The 19,155-nt window shown below is 47.7% G+C and carries 18 protein-coding genes; 3 read left to right on the top strand and 15 right to left on the bottom strand.

Annotated features, from left to right (window positions below; genetic code table 11):
- Positions 1-110: 110 nt before the first annotated feature.
- From A4V09_RS18215 to A4V09_RS18250, 8 genes are all read right to left on the bottom strand, one after another.
- On the bottom strand, positions 111-944 hold the full coding sequence (locus A4V09_RS18215; RefSeq protein WP_065543588.1) for a sugar phosphate isomerase/epimerase family protein: 834 nt from the start codon (positions 942-944) through the stop codon (positions 111-113).
- 15 nt (positions 945-959) lie between these two features.
- Positions 960-1,430 carry a VOC family protein gene (locus A4V09_RS18220; RefSeq protein ID WP_065543589.1) on the bottom strand — a complete coding sequence of 157 codons (471 nt, stop codon included), beginning with the start codon at positions 1,428-1,430 and terminating at the stop codon, positions 960-962.
- A 30-nt stretch (positions 1,431-1,460) separates the two neighbouring features.
- A complete protein-coding gene (locus tag A4V09_RS18225) occupies positions 1,461-2,612 on the bottom strand; it encodes a Gfo/Idh/MocA family protein (protein ID WP_065543590.1) in 1,152 nt (383 codons plus the stop codon).
- 83 nt (positions 2,613-2,695) lie between these two features.
- Entirely contained in the window at positions 2,696-3,430 is a 735-nt protein-coding gene (locus tag A4V09_RS18230; RefSeq protein ID WP_065543591.1) for an SDR family NAD(P)-dependent oxidoreductase, read from the bottom strand.
- Between the two features lie 8 nt (positions 3,431-3,438).
- Positions 3,439-4,323, bottom strand: a complete 885-nt coding sequence (locus A4V09_RS18235; RefSeq protein WP_065543592.1) for a carbohydrate ABC transporter permease — start codon at positions 4,321-4,323, stop codon at positions 3,439-3,441.
- 12 nt (positions 4,324-4,335) lie between these two features.
- The gene (locus tag A4V09_RS18240; RefSeq protein WP_065543593.1) at positions 4,336-5,193 is read right to left on the bottom strand and encodes a carbohydrate ABC transporter permease; all 858 of its coding nucleotides are present in this window, start codon (positions 5,191-5,193) and stop codon (positions 4,336-4,338) included.
- Between the two features lie 84 nt (positions 5,194-5,277).
- The gene (locus tag A4V09_RS18245; protein ID WP_065543594.1) at positions 5,278-6,726 is read right to left on the bottom strand and encodes an extracellular solute-binding protein; all 1,449 of its coding nucleotides are present in this window, start codon (positions 6,724-6,726) and stop codon (positions 5,278-5,280) included.
- 171 nt (positions 6,727-6,897) lie between these two features.
- Positions 6,898-7,374, bottom strand: a complete 477-nt coding sequence (locus A4V09_RS18250) for a VOC family protein (RefSeq protein ID WP_242963864.1) — start codon at positions 7,372-7,374, stop codon at positions 6,898-6,900.
- A gap of 352 nt (positions 7,375-7,726) precedes the next feature.
- Between A4V09_RS18250 and A4V09_RS18255 the strand changes: the two genes are divergently transcribed.
- Positions 7,727-8,590 carry an AraC family transcriptional regulator gene (locus tag A4V09_RS18255; RefSeq protein WP_065543596.1) on the top strand — a complete coding sequence of 288 codons (864 nt, stop codon included), beginning with the start codon at positions 7,727-7,729 and terminating at the stop codon, positions 8,588-8,590.
- 161 nt (positions 8,591-8,751) lie between these two features.
- Here the strand turns inward: A4V09_RS18255 and A4V09_RS18260 are convergent, their stop codons facing one another.
- The 7 genes from A4V09_RS18260 to A4V09_RS18290 form a co-directional block, all read right to left on the bottom strand.
- A complete protein-coding gene (locus tag A4V09_RS18260) occupies positions 8,752-10,014 on the bottom strand; it encodes a M20 family metallopeptidase (protein ID WP_171286847.1) in 1,263 nt (420 codons plus the stop codon).
- Between the two features lie 80 nt (positions 10,015-10,094).
- A complete protein-coding gene (locus A4V09_RS18265) occupies positions 10,095-11,081 on the bottom strand; it encodes an ABC transporter ATP-binding protein (protein WP_065543597.1) in 987 nt (328 codons plus the stop codon).
- Positions 11,071-12,090: an ABC transporter ATP-binding protein gene (locus A4V09_RS18270; RefSeq protein ID WP_065543598.1), complete on the bottom strand. Its 1,020-nt coding sequence runs from the start codon at positions 12,088-12,090 to the stop codon at positions 11,071-11,073. The genes A4V09_RS18265 and A4V09_RS18270 overlap by 11 nt, the downstream gene beginning before the upstream one ends.
- A 13-nt stretch (positions 12,091-12,103) precedes the next feature.
- Positions 12,104-13,285, bottom strand: a complete 1,182-nt coding sequence (locus A4V09_RS18275) for a M20 family metallopeptidase (protein WP_065543599.1) — start codon at positions 13,283-13,285, stop codon at positions 12,104-12,106.
- A gap of 14 nt (positions 13,286-13,299) precedes the next feature.
- Positions 13,300-14,202 (bottom strand): ABC transporter permease, encoded by a 903-nt coding sequence (locus tag A4V09_RS18280; protein WP_065543600.1) that lies wholly within the window; start codon positions 14,200-14,202, stop codon positions 13,300-13,302.
- Positions 14,203-15,165 carry an ABC transporter permease gene (locus A4V09_RS18285; protein ID WP_065543601.1) on the bottom strand — a complete coding sequence of 321 codons (963 nt, stop codon included), beginning with the start codon at positions 15,163-15,165 and terminating at the stop codon, positions 14,203-14,205.
- Between the two features lie 95 nt (positions 15,166-15,260).
- Positions 15,261-16,922 (bottom strand): ABC transporter substrate-binding protein, encoded by a 1,662-nt coding sequence (locus A4V09_RS18290; protein ID WP_065543602.1) that lies wholly within the window; start codon positions 16,920-16,922, stop codon positions 15,261-15,263.
- 239 nt (positions 16,923-17,161) lie between these two features.
- Between A4V09_RS18290 and A4V09_RS18295 the strand changes: the two genes are divergently transcribed.
- Positions 17,162-18,094 (top strand): DUF1177 domain-containing protein, encoded by a 933-nt coding sequence (locus A4V09_RS18295; protein WP_065543603.1) that lies wholly within the window; start codon positions 17,162-17,164, stop codon positions 18,092-18,094.
- 96 nt (positions 18,095-18,190) lie between these two features.
- Positions 18,191-18,907 carry an AroM family protein gene (locus A4V09_RS26545; protein ID WP_084043663.1) on the top strand — a complete coding sequence of 239 codons (717 nt, stop codon included), beginning with the start codon at positions 18,191-18,193 and terminating at the stop codon, positions 18,905-18,907.
- The last annotated feature ends 248 nt before the right edge of the window (positions 18,908-19,155 follow it).

Below are 19,155 nucleotides of genomic sequence, written 5' to 3' on the forward strand. Positions count from 1 at the left end.
ATAAAGCGAATCCAGACAAAACAACAGAAAGCACGCCCCGCGGACTTTCTATTATTATGAATAAACCGGAGCGGCAGGATTCCCCCTGCATTCGCTCCGGCTGTCTGTTCTTATATTGTGATACCTGCCCGTCCAAAACGCTGTTTTACATAATCCAGGCTTTCCAGGTAAGCCGCATCACCGTCCAGATGTTCAATGATCAGCGGCATATCCGGGTCTGTCCTGCCGGCAAGCTCTGCGTATTTTTCCAAATTCAGGGTTCCCCTGCCGCAGGCCGTCTCCCTAAACTGCAGGGTAAATTCCTGTAAAAGGACCACATCTTTCAGGTGGCAGCTTCTGATATAAGGACCGAGTTTGCAAAAACACTCTTCCATAAACTCCTCATGATAAAAATATCTCTCCGGGGTCGTGATCCAATTGAACACATCCATATGCACGGCGAACCGCTCCCTGTCCACATCATGGATCAGCTTCACATACTCATTTGGACCCATAGGGTACATCCACGGCATGGGTTCAATGGTATAATAAGTTTTTTTCGGATCGGCAGCATCAATGATCTGCTGTATGCTTTCCACCACCAAATCCCAGGTTTCCTGTGTCAGATTTTCTTTATAAGGGCCGTCCCATCGCTCTCCTCTGGAACCTGAGACGTTGACACAGCATCTGGCACCTATCTTATCGGCCAGCTTTAACTGCTCAATACACCTGATCAGAGCCGCCTCCCTGACTTTGGCATCCGGGGAGATTGGATTACACCAGGCGCCCACCTCTGCGATCGTCAGTCCATATTCATGAGCTGCCTTAACATATTCCTCCAGAAGATCCTCATCGCAGGTATGATCCACAGGGAAATTAACAGAAGTACATCCCATCCGGTTCATCTTCCCAGCCCATTCCCATGGGCTTTTGTGCTCCAGAGGGCTGGATAATCCCAGTCTCATCCGCATATCCTCCTGTTATCTGTCGCTCTCCAGCAGTTCCACAATACATTTCAGGTCTTTATAAGCATTCATATAAGTATATCTTCCGCTGGCATCGCCGTACTCACCCTTCTGCTCCAGCACCATGCCCAAGTCCTCACAGCGTTTTACTGCTTCCGGCATTTTCATTCCCTTTATGTTGAATGCCACATGGTGAATGCCCTCGCCATGCTCATTCAGGTAATTTCTCCATGTGGAGGGCGCCTCATTTGGCTGGATCAGTTCAAGCTGGAGACCCGGACCCACATCAAAAAATGCCAGATAACTGTTGGCCTCCGGTGCCGGCTGGCCTTTAAATTCTGTCCGCGTTGTCTCATATTCCCCGCAGAGAGCTGCTTCCGGCTCTTCCACACCTAAAAATTCTGCCCATTTCTTCTTTGTGGCATTGATGTCCTTAACAATAAACCCAACCTGGCAAACTAAATCTGTACCGACTACTGCACTCATACTCTTTACCTCACTTTTCTTTTTTTGTTTTTATATTCTGCCCGCTGGCGTGCCTGTTTTTATAGGCTCCGGTTTTTCGCAGGTAGTTTTCATTTCATATACTTTCCTGTCCTGTGCCGATTCCATCATACCCGTGATGGCTTCAATCACATGGCAGGCCATCTCTGCATTAACCCTTGGTTTTCTTTTCTCATCTATCGCACAGGCCAAGTCCAGAACGCCGATCCCCCTGGTATAATCACCTATATGGGGATACAGTTCAGGCAGTTCCACACTCGTGTTCTGCTTTTCCTTTGTCTCCTGGCTGTCATCATACAGTACATCCAGAGACCTTTCCTTCCTGTAGACCCTGGGCCGCCCGCCGGACATATTGGGGTCCGGCACCTCCAGCGTCCCGTCTGTTCCATATATTTCAAACATGGGCAGATTGGAATGCCAGATATCAAAACTGATATTCATGCTCACGATCACACCCGATGCCAGTTCCGCAGTCCCCGAATAATGAGTGGGCGTCTCAACCTGAACCTCCTGCCCTTTCAGAGGGCCTGTGTAAACCTTCCGTACCGGAAACCCCGTACCGGAAAAAGCGCTGACCCGTTTCACAGGACCCAGCAGTGCTGCCAGTGCCGTGAAATAGTACGGACCCATGTCATACAGGGGCCCTGCCCCCTGCCCGTAAAAATTGGCAGGTGCCGGATGCCAGGTCTCCACACCGTTTGACATCATATTGGCAGTTACATAGAGAGGCTTTCCGATCCACCCGTCATCCAGGATTTTTCTGCATGTCTGCAGGGAAGATCCCAGAAAGGTGTCCGGAGCACTTCCCACAAGAAGCCCCCTCTCATCCGCCAGATCCATAACCTGCCGGGCCTGGGCAGCCGTGGGGGCAAATGGCTTTTCACAGAATACATGTTTTCCTGCCTGCAGTATTTTCTTGTTCAATTCCATGTGAAACTGAGGAGGCGTCAGATTCACCACCAGCTCCACATCTTCCATGGCAAGCATTTCCTCCACGGAACACCCTGACGGTATCAGGTATTTCTCCGCATGGCTTTTTGCAAGCTCCACATTCACATCCGCACAGGCCGCCAGATGCAGGGAGGGATAAAAGCGTTTGATATCCCGGATATAAGTATTACTGATGACGCCGCATCCCAGTATTCCAACATTTACATTTCTCATATCTGATTCCTCACTGTATTTTCATGTGTATTCCGGGCCTGCCTATCGTCCCGGGATCTAATAGCAGAATATTTCCTCACCTCTCAGTATGGCATTGGCTCTCCTCTGTAATTAATGAAGGGAACATCCATATCAGGTATCTGTTTTTTCCTGTCCAGAATGTCAAGCAGACCTAAAGCTGACTCCGAAGGCGGAATCTGGGCATTCTCTTTTCCCATAATAGTATCCATGCGGCCCGGATGAATCATATAGATCCGCATATGTCTGTCTGCCTTCTCCTCTGCCAGATAGTTCCGTATTTTCTGCGTATACATATTAGCAGCATGTTTTGACACTGAGTATGCCAGATAATTGTAGCCCTGAGGCGTTAAATGCCCTGCCTCGGACGTGATATTCATAATACAGGCATCCTCAGACGCATACAGCAGACCGATAAAATATTTCAGAACAATAGCCGTACCTGTCACATTCACATCCAATGTCTTTCTGAACATTTCCACATTTAAATCAGCGACAGCATCGCCCGGCATTACCATTTTTTCAAACAGCACTCCCGCGTTATTCACAAGAAAATCTATGTGCCCGTACTTCTGACGCACCCGCTCCGCCGCACCTTTTACCATTTCTTCATTGATCACATCCATCTCCAGGATCAATAGGCTGTCCGGATACTTTGTTTTCTGCTCCAGCAGATCACGGGCGTATGCTTCATCTGCGCCTTTCCTGCATCCGGCCAGCATCGTGTGGCCCCTAAGCAGTCCTTCTTTTACCATCTCATAGCCCAACCCACGGTTGGCGCCGGTCACTAATCCAATCATACTGCCTCCTAATAATCTGACTCCCCGAACCGGAAGACCTTGAAAAGTACCAAGATAATTCCCAGTGCGATCAACAACAGGATCCAAGCCATAGCGGATGCATATCCCATCTTAAAGTAAGAGAACGCATTCTGATACAAATACAGGGAATAGAACATAGTCTGATTGTCCGGGCCTCCGTTTGTCATAATGTACGGCTCTGCAAACCACTGGAACACCGCAATGATCAATGTCACTACATTATAAAGGATCGTAGAGCGCAGAAGCGGAATGGTTACGGACATAGTCTGTCTGAAAAACCCTGCCCCATCCAGAGCTGCCGACTCATAAAGACTGTCGGGTATATCCTGCAGACCTGCCAGATAAATAATAATGGCATTGCCGCAGGTCCACACCATCATAATGATCAGCGCAGGCTTTGACCAAAACATGCTGGAAAGCCATCCGGGGCCCTGAATCCCAATATAGCTGAGCAGGCGGTTGATAATACCAGTCTCGGGCTGCATAACCCATATCCAAAGCAGACATGCCACCACTGTGGGCACCAGCGTAGGAATAAAAAATGCCACCCGGAACGGTCCGGTGTATTTTAACTTCTTGTTATTCATTATAATGGAGACCGCCACTGCAATAAATGTAGTGATAGGGACTCCAAAAATGATCATATAAACGGTATTACTCATTGCCTTCAGAAACGTTTTATCCTGAAACAGCATTTTGTAATTGTCAAGTCCGATAAAGACAGGGTCTTTGATCACCTGGTAATCACACAGGGAATAATACAGGGAGGAACAAATCGGAAATAAGGTAAATACCAGAAAACCGATTATCCATGGGGAAACAAACAGCAGCCCATGAATGGCCTCTTTTTTTCTCATATTCATTTTTTTCATTATTTTCCCCTCCTACCCCTTAATTCCCGACATGGCAATACCCTGGATAAAATACTTCTGCATAACAAAGAACAGGATCAATACCGGCAGGATCATAACTGCTCCCAGCGCCAACAGCATACTCCAGTTTGGATCCAGATTGGATTTCAGCATAGAAGCCGCCAAAGACAGTGTGTACAGTTCATCTTTCCCCAAGAATACCAACGGTCCTAAGAAATCATTCCAGGATCGTATAAATGCAAAAATAGCAACCGTAGTCAATGCAGGTTTAGCCATTGGGATAACCAGCTTTGAGAAGATAGTAAATTCCCCGGCCCCGTCAATACGGGCAGCTTCCGAAATATCCTGGGGAATCCCTGTAAAAAACTGGCGCAGCAGGAAAATAAAGAACGGGTTTCCGAAAAAGCAGGTAACGGTAAGGGGAAGAAAAGTCCCGATCCATTTCATCTTGGTAAACATAAGAAACAGGGGCACCAGTGTTACCTGATACGGAAGGATCATGGTAATGAGTACTAAAATAAAAACTTTATCACGTCCCGGCCAGCGCAGTCTAGAAAATCCGTATGCCACCAGGGAGCAGGATAAAAGAGAACCGGCAATATTGCAGATCACAATGATCATTGTATTTTTCAAGTACTTAAAAAAAGGAATTGACGAAAACATATTCTCAAAGTTATCCAGCCTGAATTTATCAGGCAGCCATTTAAACGGCGTCCTGAACAGTTCACTCTCTGCCTTAAAAGATCCCATAAACAGATAAAATATCGGCAGAACGAACAGAATAGCCAAAATAATCAAAAATGCATATAAAAGTATCACTTCCAGACTGGGGCCTTTTCTGTGTTTCCTCTTCCCATCCGGTTTTGCCATTTTGAATCTCCTTTCATTCTGATGAAACCCTCTGTACGGCACTTATGTGCCGCACAGAGTATTCCATAAAAACCGCAGATGAGCTTACTCTGCTTTATCAAGTTCTGCCTGGTATTTATCCTGAAGTTTCTGAAGTTCTCCCTGAATATCCGTAATGTTTCCGTAAATAACACCTTCCCGGAAGGTTACAAATGCTTTGGACAATTCAGCCGAGCAGGAGCACAATGCGGGTATTCCGTTTTCCGGTGAGTTCGCAAGTTCTCTCTCCATCAGATACATTTCATCGCCCTCTTTTGTCAGGCTGACATTGTCAAACTCTGCGTCACTTGTAGGGATACTTCTCCACTGTGCAAAGTTATCCTCATTAACCGCACCTGACATACAGAATTTAATGAACAGTGCAGCCAGTTCGGGATTCTCTGAACCCTTCGGTATTGCAAATACATTGGTCTGGAACGTAGTGCTGTTAGCCCGTCCGCCTTCCGGCACCGGTACCGCGCAGGCTTTATAATTTACATCCGGCGCATATACACGCAGCGCATTGGAGAACCAGTTTCCGGTGATGGTCATGCCTACCTTACCTGTCATAAATGCATGGTCCGGAGAAAACATTCCTCCAAGTCCTGAGGTAAAGGACTGGATTCTCTCCGGGTCATATTTCTGTCCGTAGGACTGCAGCCATTCCATACAGGAAACCACTTCCGGGGATGTCAGATTCAGTTTGTTGGTCTCAGAATCATATACGTCGGCACCAAAGAAAAATGGTAGTGTAAAAGCGTCATCTTTTAAGTCCAGCCATGGGATAAGACCAAATCTTTCATATGTCCCGTCATCCTTCTGAATGGTCATGGCATCTGCCCACTGATCCAGCTCATCTAACGTTTTGGGTGGATTCTCCGGATCCAGCCCGGCCTCTTTCGCAATATCAGGATTGTAATACAGCAGCATGACATTGGTGTCCTGAGGAATCAGATATGGTTCATCCTTATAATATATAACATCCTTACATCCATTGAAAAAGCTGTCTACATTCAGGTCTACCTGCTCCAGATACGGCTCCAGCATTTCAAAACTCCCGTTTGCCGCGTAGGAATAGGCGGAAACCGCATTGTCACAGATAACCAGATCCGGTGCCTGACCGCCCGCAATGGCTGACAGCAGTTTCCCGTTGTTGATACCTGCCCCGTCCGGTACAAACTGTACGTTGCACTTAATGCCTTTATCTTCGTATAATTCGTTGAACGCATCTACACGGCTCTGGTCCCACACCTGAGAATCCCCCGTAAACGCAGACCAGTATGTAAATTCTCCGGTCAAATCTGTATCTTCCACTTCAAGCCCCAATGCTTTCAGTTCTTCCGCATTCGTCTTTACGGATTCCTGTGCCTTCTTTGCCTCGTCGCTCAGCTCTGTCTTTTCTTCCGGCTGCTGTGTTTCTCCGTCCCCGGATGTACTTGCTGAATCGCCGCATCCGGCCAGTGTACCTGCTGCCATACATAACGTTAATAATGCTGCTGCTAATTTTTTCTTCATACGTTTCTCCTTTCCTGCGTTACCCCATTCACCTTATCGTTCGGGTAACTGTTCCGTACCCCTCACAGTCACAAGCCAAAATCCATGCAGAACCGCTGCGCCGGAATTTTTACTTGGCTGCGGAATGAATTCTCACGGCCAGCGCAGTGAATACGCAGACCTGCCGGACCGTTACTTTTTCGGCTCGTATTTTACCTGTACAAATGTCCCCAGTTTTTCCTTGCTGTCAAATACTGTGTAGTTTCCGCCCTCGTATTCCCCGTAATGGCGGACCGGCATATCATTTTTCTCAAAGTATTTTACTGCCGCATCCCTGTCGTCTGTCATAAATGCAATGTGATGGATACCGTCTCCATTCTTTTCCAGGAAGTCTTTCCAGGAACTGGGCTCCTCATCGGGTTCCGTAATCTCCAGAACCACCTGACCCAAATCGAAAACCGCCAGCCTGGCCCTCGTCTTACTGGGCGCTCCCTTAAACTGTGTATGTGCCACAGATTCTTCCGGCACACGGAATGCCTCCGGCTTTGGAACCCCAAACAGTTTTGCATACTCTTCTACTGTTTTGTCCAGATCCTTTACCACCAATGCCACTTGGCAAATGGTCTTTCCATCAATGATTCCCATTTCATTTTCCTTTCTGTTCTGCACTCATTTATTTTCTGCCATGATTATGTCTTGCTCTTACCTACACGCGCTTCGGTTTTGATATATTTACTATAGCATCGTAATAAAGGATTTTCCATTAAATAATTGCTATATATACCCCATTTATTGCTTTATATTTTGAGTAAGTGCAAATTATTAATATGCCTTTGTTGTATATTCACATTTTTGCAGCATTATTTTTGTGCATTTTATACATTTATTTATCGCAATATTTAACTTATAATATCCAGTATAGATGTTTCTTGTCTTACTTTGTTAAATTTTGTCGATTTGTTTGTCATATGCAATATAATATTATGCTTTTTCACTATTAAATCTAAAGGAGTAAATCATTATGATCAAGGCAGATTTGTCAGAACCAATGTACTTTGAACATGATATGTCCATTAATGTATCATTCGGACATTACTACTCTCATTTCCCTATGCATTGGCACAGTTTTATGGAAATCGTTGCGCCACTGTCCAATGATATGGCTGTCACTCTTGGAAATGAGACGTACACACTCACAGAAAACCAACTGGTGATCATACCGCCCCGCAGCCTGCACGCACTGACCAAAAACAGCACGGCGCCCTGCCTGGTCCTGCAGTTTTCCAACATGCTGCTGCCCCAGCTTCATGATTTTATCACGCACAGGCAGCTCCTCTGCTGCCAGCCTGTCATTGATGTAACGGATACGGTATCCTTTACAGACAACCCTCTGGAGACCCTTATAAAGATCAAGGGATTGTTTTACAGTGATATCAGCTTTAAGGAAATGCGTCTGTATGAAGAACTTCTCCATTTTTTCATTGTGATAGGGGAACATAATTATCAGATTGAGAATTCGCTCTCTGCTCAGAAAACACCGCAGCAGAAAGCATATGACAGAAAATTTGATGCGGTTACAGAATACATAAAAGAACATTATACAGAACAGATCAGTCTGGAAGACCTGGCTGCCTTTGCCGGATTCAGCAAATACCATTTTTCCAGGATTTTCAAGGAATATTACCAGATGTCCCTGCCCGAATATATTACATCTCTGCGGGTATCACGCGCAACGGAACTGCTGGAGAATCCGGATCTGTCCATTATGGATGTTGCGCTGCAGTCGGGGTTTTCCAGTCTGCCGTCTTTTAACAGAACGTTTAAACAGATCAATAACTGCACACCGTCCCAGTTCAGGAAGATGTTTGATCATTTTCCCGGATAGAAATTGCAAAGTATGTCTTTACAATCAGTCCACCCTGTAACATGGCTATCCGTCTTTACATTATAGCGCTTATCCAAAGCACAGGCAATCTGTGATATTGCACAAAAGACCGGGAAAAGGATTAGATTCCTTCTTCCGGTCTTTCATATTTTTATTTCAACTTATTCAATTCCCATCAGATCACACAGTGACAGAATATAAATCCTTCCCGCATTCACTGCATCCTCAATATCCACATTCTCATTATAAGAATGAATACCTTCCGTATTGGACGGGCCGTACTGAATGGTAGGAATACCCTGTGCGCGGTACTCTCTTGCATCACTGGATGCCCACTGGTAAGCGGGAATCACATCAATGCCCCACAGTGCCTCTGCATTCTTCTTCACGGTCTGCACGATCGCTGCATCCTCGTCTGTGTAGTTGCCTTCGCTCTTCCACTGCGCTTCATACTCGATACCTGTCTCACCGCTCTCACGGATCATGGTGCGCACCATCTCCTCAATCTCCTCATGGTCCACACCGATGGGAAGACGTACATCCACAATAGCCTCACAGTAATCGGGAACCATATTTGGACGTGTTCCGCCCTGGATCACACCAACATTGGCGGAAACATGGCTGATAACCTCACCGATTCCCGGTTCACCAATCTCCTGCTGTGCAATCAGCTTGGAATTCTCCAGTGCATGAGCCTGGCTGTCCTTAAAATGTCCCTCGATTTTTGTCAGGCCCTGCAGCTTATCCAGTACCTTGGAAAGCTTAATGATGGCATTTTCCCCTTTAAATCCGCCCAGGCTTCCATGTGCGGATCTACCGTTGGCTTTCATGATCAAAGTCAGGCCGCCTTTCTGGCCGATCTCGATAGTATTGTTGGATGTTGGCTCCGCGATCAGGCAGGCATTCGCATCCTTTGCATACCCATTGTCACACAGCCATCTGGAACCGTATTCCCCGCCGCTCTCCTCATCGGAAACAATGTGGAGTCGGATATTGCCGTTCAACTCTGCTTTTGACTCTGTGAGTATCTTCATGGCGAACAGAAGCCCGGCTACGCCGGCTTTCATATCGGAAGTTCCTCTTCCCAGGATCAGTTTGTCTGTCACTTCCCCGGAGAACGGGTCAAACTCCCACTGCTCTCTGTCACCGGCCGGAACAACGTCCACATGACCGTTTAAGATAACACTGAATCCATCCTCTTTACCGATCTTTGCAAGTACACAGGGGAAATCAGGATGTGCCGCAACTTCCTCACTGGCAATGCCAGCCTCTTTCAGATAATTCTTAACAAAATCCACCACTTCCCTCTGGGTTCCGGTAGGATTTTCACTTGGGATCCTGATCAGATCAGATACCAGTTTAATAAAGTCTTCTGTCTGGCTCTCAGCCAGTTTCAGGATTTCTTCTCTTGTCACATTACTCATTTTCGCTCACACTTTCTTAATAGAATAAATACACGGCCGCCGGATATGCATTTTGCAGCACCCGGCGGCAGCCGTTATTTTTATTTCTCATCATACAGGAAGCAGGCTACCTGATGGCCCTCCTCCTGCTTCATAAGCTTAGGCATTTCTTTACGGCATCGCTCCATGCACTGCGGACATCTTCCTGCCAGCGGACAGCCTTTCTGGTCCCCGATAGGACTGGGAATATCTCCTTTTAGGACAATTCTCTCTTTCTTTACAAAAGGAGATTCCGTTGGGATCGCGGACAGCAGTGCCTTTGTGTATGGATGAAGCGGATTATCATACAGCTTATCCGCATCACACAGCTCCACGATTCTGCCCAGATACATGATCGCGATCCTGTCACTTACATGTTTGATAACGCCCAAGTCATGGGAGATAAATACATAAGTCAGGTTATATTCCTTCTGCAGACGGTTAAACAGGTTCAGTACCTGCGCCTGGATGGATACGTCCAGAGCGGAAACCGGCTCATCACAGATGATCAGCTTGGGATTCAGGGCAAGTGCCCGGGCAACATTGATACGCTGCCTCTGTCCCCCTGAAAACTCATGAGGGAAACGGTTCACATGCTGTACGTCAAGGCCAACCTCACGCATGAGTCCCAGCACTTTGTCATCTCTTTTCTTCTTGTCAGGCTCCAGTTTGTGCACCACCAAAGGTTCAGCGATAATCTTTGCCGCTGTTTTTCTGGGGTCAAGGGAGGAGTACGGATCCTGGAATACCATCTGGATATCCCTCTTTAAGTCCTTCAGTTCCTTTCCCTGTAAGGAAAAAATATCCCTGCCGTTGTACTCCACACTTCCGGAAGTGGCCTTATGAAGCTGGATGAGAGTTTTTCCAAATGTGGATTTACCGCATCCTGATTCTCCGATAATACCCAGTGTCTCACCCTCATAGATATCCACGGAAACATCGTTTACTGCATGGAGAACCTGGGGCTGCTCACCGAATTTGCTGGCTTTTATCTTAAATTCCTTGGTCAGGTTCCTGACCTTCATAAGAACCTTTTTCTCATCCTTCATTTTCTTCGTTCACTTCCCCTCTGACTAATTTATTCTCCAAATTCTGCCTGTGACAGGCCACAAAATGTCCCGGCTCCACTTCTACCAGAGGCGGTACTTCATCCCTGCATTTGTCCGTCACATAAGGACAGCGGTTGTAGAAGTTACAGCATTTTCCTGTCAAACGCAGGTCAGGCGGTGTTCCAGGTATGGTGTTCAGAATTCCTTTGTTCTCATCAGAGAGCTTTGGCATAGAATCCAGAAGCCCCCAGGTATACGGATGCATGGGTTTGGCATACAGCTCTTTAGTGGTCGCATACTCAACCGTATTGCCCGCATAGAGCACCATAACTGTATCGCACATTTCCCATACAACACCCAGGTTATGGGTGATCAGCAGGATAGAAGTATTATACTCGTCCTGCAGTTCCTGCAGAAGCGCCAGCACCTGGGCCTGAACGGTAACGTCAAGAGCGGTTGTCGGCTCATCGGCAATGACCAGTTTAGGCTTACAGCATACTGCCATAGCTATGATAACACGCTGGCACATACCGCCGGACAACTCATATGGATATGCCTCCATACGTTTTTCCGGCTGGGGGATCCCTACCTTTTTCAGCGCTTCCACTGCCATATTCCAGGCTGTCTTTTTATCCACATCCTGATGGGCGCAGATCATCTCAACCATCTGGTTTCCGATTTTAAATACCGGGTCCAGGCTTGTCATGGGGTCCTGGAAAATAACTGCTATATCCTTGCCGCGGAAGTCCAAAAGCTCTTTCTTGGTAAGCTTCAGCACATCCTTGCCGTCAAAGTCGATCTTGCCGCCCACAATTTTTCCGGTACGCGGCGGAAGCAGACGTATAATGGATGAGGAGCTTACACTCTTGCCTGAGCCGGATTCTCCCACAATTCCCATGGTCTCTCCCTTTTTCAACTCAAAACTGACACCATCCACTGCTTTTGACACGCCGCTTGCAAGGAAAAAGTAAGTCTTTAAATCTTTTACTGTCAGTAAGGTATCACTCATAATAACTCCTCATCTATTCGTATTTTTCCTTCATTTCCTTAAAGTCTCTTCTGACCGCCTCCAAAAGCTCCGGATTTGTCAGAACATCCACGGCAGTCATAGCCATGGCTTTGGAACCAACTGCAATGGTCTTGTGTCCGGCTTCGCTGTAGCAGGCATCCTCAAACTCTTTTGTATGACCTCTGGTCTCCGGCACTACCAGCACATAAGACTGCAGTCCCGGTATCTCATGGGTCACATTTCCCATGTCCGTACAGCCGATGCCCAGAGCTTTCTCTCTCGGCCTCACGATCTCGCCCAGGTCTGTGAAATTCTTTTCCAAGGCATTTTCCAAAGACTGGTTGTTGCGGATATCCTCATAGGAAAGTCCGTCATAGGAAAACTCCAGTCTTGTATTGGTAATGGCAGCTACGTGCTCACAGATATTCTTGAAACGCTCCAGCAGCTCCAGCTTATACTTCATGCTGAAGGAACGAATGGTGAACTTGGCCTGACAATGATCCGGTATATAGATTGGCTCTTCTCCGCCCTTGGAGATGACACCAATGATCTTGCCTTTGTCAGCCAGCTCCAGACGCATGGAATTTACGATCTGGAACAGGTCCAGCACAGGATTCAGGGCACTGATCCCCTCCTCCGGCCATGTGGCTGCATGGGATGTTTTTCCATAGTAGTCCACGATCACATCTGTCCGGGAATAAGAGATATCATTCACCACGGTATCGCTGGCTGAGTGAAGGATCATGGCAATATCCAGCCCCTGAAAGGCGCCGTTGTTCAACATGATTATCTTACCGCCGCCGCCTTCCTCCGCAGGAGTTCCGAATACGGTCACTTTACCGCCAATCTCATCCATGACAGAATGGACCGCTTCGCCGGCTCCAACTGCCATAGCACACATCAGATTATGTCCGCAGGAATGCCCCATTCCCGGAACCGCGTCAAATTCGCCGAAAATACCGATATTTGGACCTTCCTTCCCTGTGTCATACACAGCTCTCACGGAAGTTTCAACACCGCCCACACCTGTTGTCACCTGAAAGCCGAATTTCTTAAGAAGTTCTGACATGGATCTGCAGGCATGAAATTCATTAAAATTATATTCCGGATGTTCCCAAACCGTGTTGGAAAGTCCGATCAACTCAGGCAGAATCTCCTCCACCCTCTTTTGTACTCTCTCTTTAAAATCGCTCATCTGGCACCTCCTGCTTATTTCTTCATCTTCGGGTCAAGTACGTCACGGATGCCATCACCCAGAAGGTTGAATCCAAGAACTGTGACAAGGATGAACAGACCGGAGATCATAGCTACATGAGGAGCCGTGTTCAGGCAGTCCTTACCCTGTCGCAGGATACTTCCCCAGGATGAAGTCGGTGTGGAGATACCAAGTCCTAAAAAGCTCAGGGCAGCCTCAGAAATAATGGCACCAGCAACGCCCAGTGTGGCGTAAACGATAACCGGGGAGAGAATGTTCGGCAGAATATGTGAAAACAGCATTCTCATATTGGAAACACCGATAACTCTTCCTGCGTTACAATATTCTTCATTTTTCACAATATGCACTTCACCGCGCACAACCCTGGCAAAACTGGGCACATTCCCCACACCGATGGCTATGATCACGTTGACAATTCCCGGTCCCAGGACTGTCATCAGGATAATGGACAGAAGGACAAACGGGAAAGCCAGAAGGCCGTCCATAATACGCATGATAAAAGCATCCATAAATCCGCCCATGTAACCGGCTACCAGCCCCAGCAGGATCCCAATGATACCTGCAACAATGGTACCGCCCACTGCGACGATGATGGAGACACGTGAACCATAGAGAACCCTGGCAAACAGGTCCCTTCCGAACTCATCCGTTCCGAAAATATGACCATTCTGCCCCGGAGTCAGAAAGGTGTCCAGAGGATGGATCTCATCCGGGTCCACATTTGTTATGATGGGAGCGAAAATGGCAATGAACACCATAAACAGCACGATGAAAAGACCGATCATAGCCGTCTTATTTCTTTTCAGTTTATTCCAGACATTATTGGCCCGGCGCTCTTTTTTCAGCATGTCCTCCTGAGCTTTTACGCCTAAGGCTTCTGTATTCTGTGCGCTCATTTAGTTTCCTCCTTTTCCGCTTTCGTAGCTTACTCTCGGGTTGATCAGCATGTAGACCACGTCCACCAGCAAATTGACCACAACGAACACCACTGCAATGAACAGGACGGTTCCCTGGATAAGCTGATAATCACGGTTGTCAATGGCACTTACGATCATGGTGCCCATCCCCGGCCAGGAGAAAATACTCTCTGTCAGAATAGCCCCGGTAAATGCCTGGGCAAGCTGAAGTCCCAGAACCGTAACGATTGGCGGCAGTGCATTTTTCAGTGCATGCTTCCAGATGACTACGCTCTCTTTGATACCTCTTGCACGGAGGGATTTTATAGAGTCATTATTCACAACTTCCAGCATACTGGAACGGGTGATCCTAGCAAATGTAGCTGTAGGTATGGTTGCCAGACAAAAACAGGGCAGGATCATATGGCTGATAAAATTCCCCAGTCCCTGACTCATATCACCCATACCCAGAGCCGGGAACCAGCCCAGATTTACGCTGAACGTCATAACCAGCATCATACCTAACCAGAAGATAGGCATAGACACACCCACCAGAGCCAGGATCATGAACACATAATCCAGGATAGAATACTGGTGCAGTGCAGAAAAAACACCTATGGCAAGTCCGATGATCAATGCAATTACAAGACTTGTAAGGGTGATGACAAGTGTATTTGGAATCCTCTCCGCGATCAGGCTTGTCACCGATTTGTTGTATACATAGGATTTTCCGAAATCCCCTTTCAGGACATTGAACATGTAATCCACATACTGTTCTCCCTTACTCTTATTCAGTCCCATCTCCTCTTCCAGTTCCTCAATGGCGTCCGGAGATGCCTGAGGCCCGAGTAAGCTTCGGGCTGGGTTACCTGGAATCATTCTGGTCAGAATAAAGGTTACCGTCACTACGATCAAGAGGGTTGGAATACTTTGTAAGATTCTCTTCAAAATGGTTTTTAACACGAATTTCTACCGCCCTTTTCATTTTAATCTGACAAGCAGGGGGCATCGCGAACAGCAATACCCCCTGCAACCTCATTTACTCTTAACTTAACTGATTACTGTACTTTCCAGACATTTGTCCACGGTGTCACAAAGAACATCTGGTTGTCTGCCTTCTGTACAAAATCCTGTACTTCCGGATTCAGGCCGTGGATAACATTCTCGTTAGAGTAGAAGATACCCGGCAGTTCTTCTGTCACGATCCTCAGTGCTTTTTTATACATTTCTGCACGTTCGTTCTGGTCTGTCGCTTTCAATGCGTCGTCAAGCAGCTGGTCAACTTCTGCGTTGGAGAATCCCTGACCATTGCCGAGAGCTCCGATCTCTTTGCTGGAGAACAGCTTGTTCAGGAAGAAGTACGGATCCGGATACCAGGTCCAGGACATGCCGTACATATGGGCGTTTCCTGAAGCTGCGGACTCACTGAAGGTACCCCACTCGCTCTTGTTGATGTTTACCGTAACATTCAGGTTTGTTTTTAAGTATGCCTGTACCAGAGTTGCCATTTTCTCACGTAATGCTGTATTGGAAATATAAAGGTCGCATTCAAATCCATCCGGATATCCTGCTTCTGTAAGGAGCTTCTTAGCGCCTTCCGGATCATAATCCGGTACCAGTTCTTCACAGGATGCATCATATCCCCAGGATCCCGGCGGCAGAGATAATTTAGCCGGAACAGCTTCCCCGTACTGGTAGATGCTGGCTGTCATTTCTTCCACGTTGATAGCCTTGATCAATGCTTCTCTTACTTTTTTGTCAGCTGTAGGTCCATTTACCTGGTTGAAGTAAATGTAAGCCACATGCAGACCCGGCATCTCCATTAACTGCAGTTTGGAGTCGTCACGTACGGACTTCACTGCCTCACCTGTGATACTGGATGCTATATCAATTTCACCTGTCTTCAGGGCATTGGCTGCCTGGTTGGAATCTGTGATCACTTTGAATACCAGTTTGTCCAGGTTTGGTTCTGCTACCCAGTAATCCGGGTTTTTCACCAGTACAGACTGCTGGTCAAGCTCAAAGGATTCCATTGCAAATGGGCCTGTACCTACCAGATGTGCACCGAAGTCATCTCCCCATCCCTCAACTTCCTCTTTGGGAACAATGGAGTTTCCTGCATCGGTAAGAGCTGTCAGGAACGCTGCGTTTGGCTCAGCCAGTGTACATGTCACTTCCCAGTCACCTGTCACTTCTGCGTTCTCCAGCATATCCAGACGATTCAGGGAAGAATCTTTTGCGGAACGGTTTAAGGAGTAAGCGATATCTTCTGCTGTCATCTCACGTCCGTCCTGGTATTTACCTTTCTGGAATTTTACACCCTGGCGGATTTTGAACACGTATGTAAGTCCGTCATCGCTGACTGTCCATTCCTCTGCCAATGAAGGTACGATCTCTGATAAATCTTTGTTGTACTCAACAACCCTGTCACATACGTTGTTGATCACCTGGCCCTCATAAGAACCTGTATATTTCGCCGGGTCCAGATTCCTCGGTGAAGAGGATAAGGATACGGTAAGGGTTCCTCCCTTAGTAGGTTCGTCAGGCACTTCAATCTGTTCTTTTTCCACCTGTTCTGTTTCACCGCCGGATTCTGTTCCCGCTTCGGTTCCCTTATCAGCCGTGTCTTTTTTGCTGTCGTTTCCTGAGCTCCCACACGCTGTCAGGGAGGATACGCAGAGCACTGCGGCAAGCGCTAATGCTAAACTCTTTCTTTTCATAATTTTCCTCCTTTTACTGCCTCGTTGTAACACTTTACCAGGATAAAGTTATTTATCTGTCCCATTTATATCAATTTTTCCTCAACAAAAAATATCTTGGGACAAATTTTATAGGTATTATACCTTTTAGCGCTTTAAATTGCAACTCCTTTTTCGACATAATACGCAAAAATCTATTGATTTTCGACAGTCGTTGTTATAGACTGAATAAAAACGCACATTTATGGGAGGAATTCATAATGATTTTAAGACAGGTTTTGGAATTATTTGACATGCTTGACACACCGTCAGCAAACGGAAAACAGATCACAGAGTTATTAAAAGAGCGCGGCGCACATGAAGTTACCGTGGAGACCGTAACCAGTGAAAAAGGCAGCACAGACTGCATCACTGTATTGATCAAAGGAAGCGACGGCAGATCAAGCGGCGGCAGCACCCCGACTCTGGGCATTATCGGACGTCTGGGCGGCCTGGGCGCACGCCCGGAACTGACAGGCTTCGTCTCCGACGGTGACGGTGCCCTGGCAGCACTCTCCGCAGGTCTGAAGCTTGCTGAGATGAACAAAAACGGCGATGTACTGAAAGGCGACATTCTTGTAGCCACCCACATCTGCCCGGATGCTCCTACACAGGATCACTATCCTGTTCCGTTCATGGATTCATCCATTGACATGCAGACCAACAACGAAAAAGAAGTAGACCCCCGCATGGACGCCATTATCTCCATTGACACCACAAAGGGCAACAAAGTCATCAACACCAACGGCTTTGCCATCTCCCCAACCATCAAGAGCGGCTACATTCTGGAAGTCAGCGATGACCTCTTGGACGTAATGACCCGCGTGACGGGAAAACTGCCGTATGTATTCCCGGTTTCCCAGCAGGACATCACACCTTACGGCAATGACCTGCACCACTTAAACAGCATCCTGCAGCCTGCAACAGCTACAGATGCCCCTGTAGTAGGTGTCGCCATCACCACCGAGCAGCCGGTAGCCGGCTGTGCAACAGGTGCCAGCCATCCTCTTGACGTAGAATCCGCAGCAAGATTTGCAGTTGAAGTAGCCAAAGACTACGGAGAAGGCAAGATTTCCTTCTACAACGAACAGGAATACGCTCACCTTCTGGAACTCTACGGCGAAATGAAAGTCTTCCAGACCTTCGGCAGATAATAGAAAACCGCTTGCCGGATCTTCTGTCACCATAAAGAAAAAATACAGTTATGCAGCCAACACGGCTCCACAACAGAAAAAGACAAGGTGCTCACTATGAAAAAATCTGATACAAATCAAACTCCGGCATCCCGGACCCAGATAAAAATAGGAGCCGTCACTATAGGACAGAGTCCCCGGACCGATATTACCGGGGACATCTGTCCTTTATTGGCTCCCAACATAACCCTTGAGGAATACGGTGCCCTGGACCCCTTTGACAAAGACTACATCAACCAGAACTTCGCCCCCGGCCCGGACAGTTCCGTCCTGGTCACCCGTATGCGCGACGCCTCCCAGGTCATCATCGGTGAGGAACACATTCTCCCCCTGGTCCAGTCCTGCATCACTCAGGCAGAAGCCGGCGGCTGTCAGGCCACCGTCCTCCTCTGCACCGGCAAATTCCCCAAACTCCGCCACGAAAGGATGCTGATCATCCCCCAGCCCCTCATCCACAGCCTCCTGCAAAAACTGGCAGACGACCGTCCCATAGGTCTCCTGGTCCCGGACGAATCCCAAATCCCCCAGGCCCAAAGCTGGTTTTCCGAGAGCGACATCCAGGTCCAGGTCCAAGCCCTCTCCCCCTACTTAAAAAGCTCCCTTCTGCAAGAAAAAGCCCATTCCCTGCAAAAAGAAAATCTGTCCCTGATCCTCCCCGACTGCATGGGTTACAGCATCGCCCTAAAAAAAGAACTGGAACACCACCTCCCCATCCCGATCCTCCTCCCCCGCACATTCATAGCCACCCTCCTAAACGAACTCTTCGGCTCCTGATCCCCAGGAGCCCCCCACTTCCATCACCACAATCCGATCTTCCCCGCCCGCTCATGCCTTCCACTTCCGTCACCATATTCCGATCTTCCCCGCCCGCTCATGCCTTCCACTTCCGTCACCATATTCCGATCTTCCCCGCCCGCTCATGCCTTCCACTTCCGTCACCACAACCAGGCATGTGTGAAGGGAGGGCGGGCAGGCCCCATCGGTTCCCTTTCACGGGCAGGCCGGAGTGGGCTTAGTCCTGC

Source organism: Blautia pseudococcoides, from assembly GCF_001689125.2.
GTDB lineage: Bacteria > Bacillota > Clostridia > Lachnospirales > Lachnospiraceae > Blautia > Blautia pseudococcoides.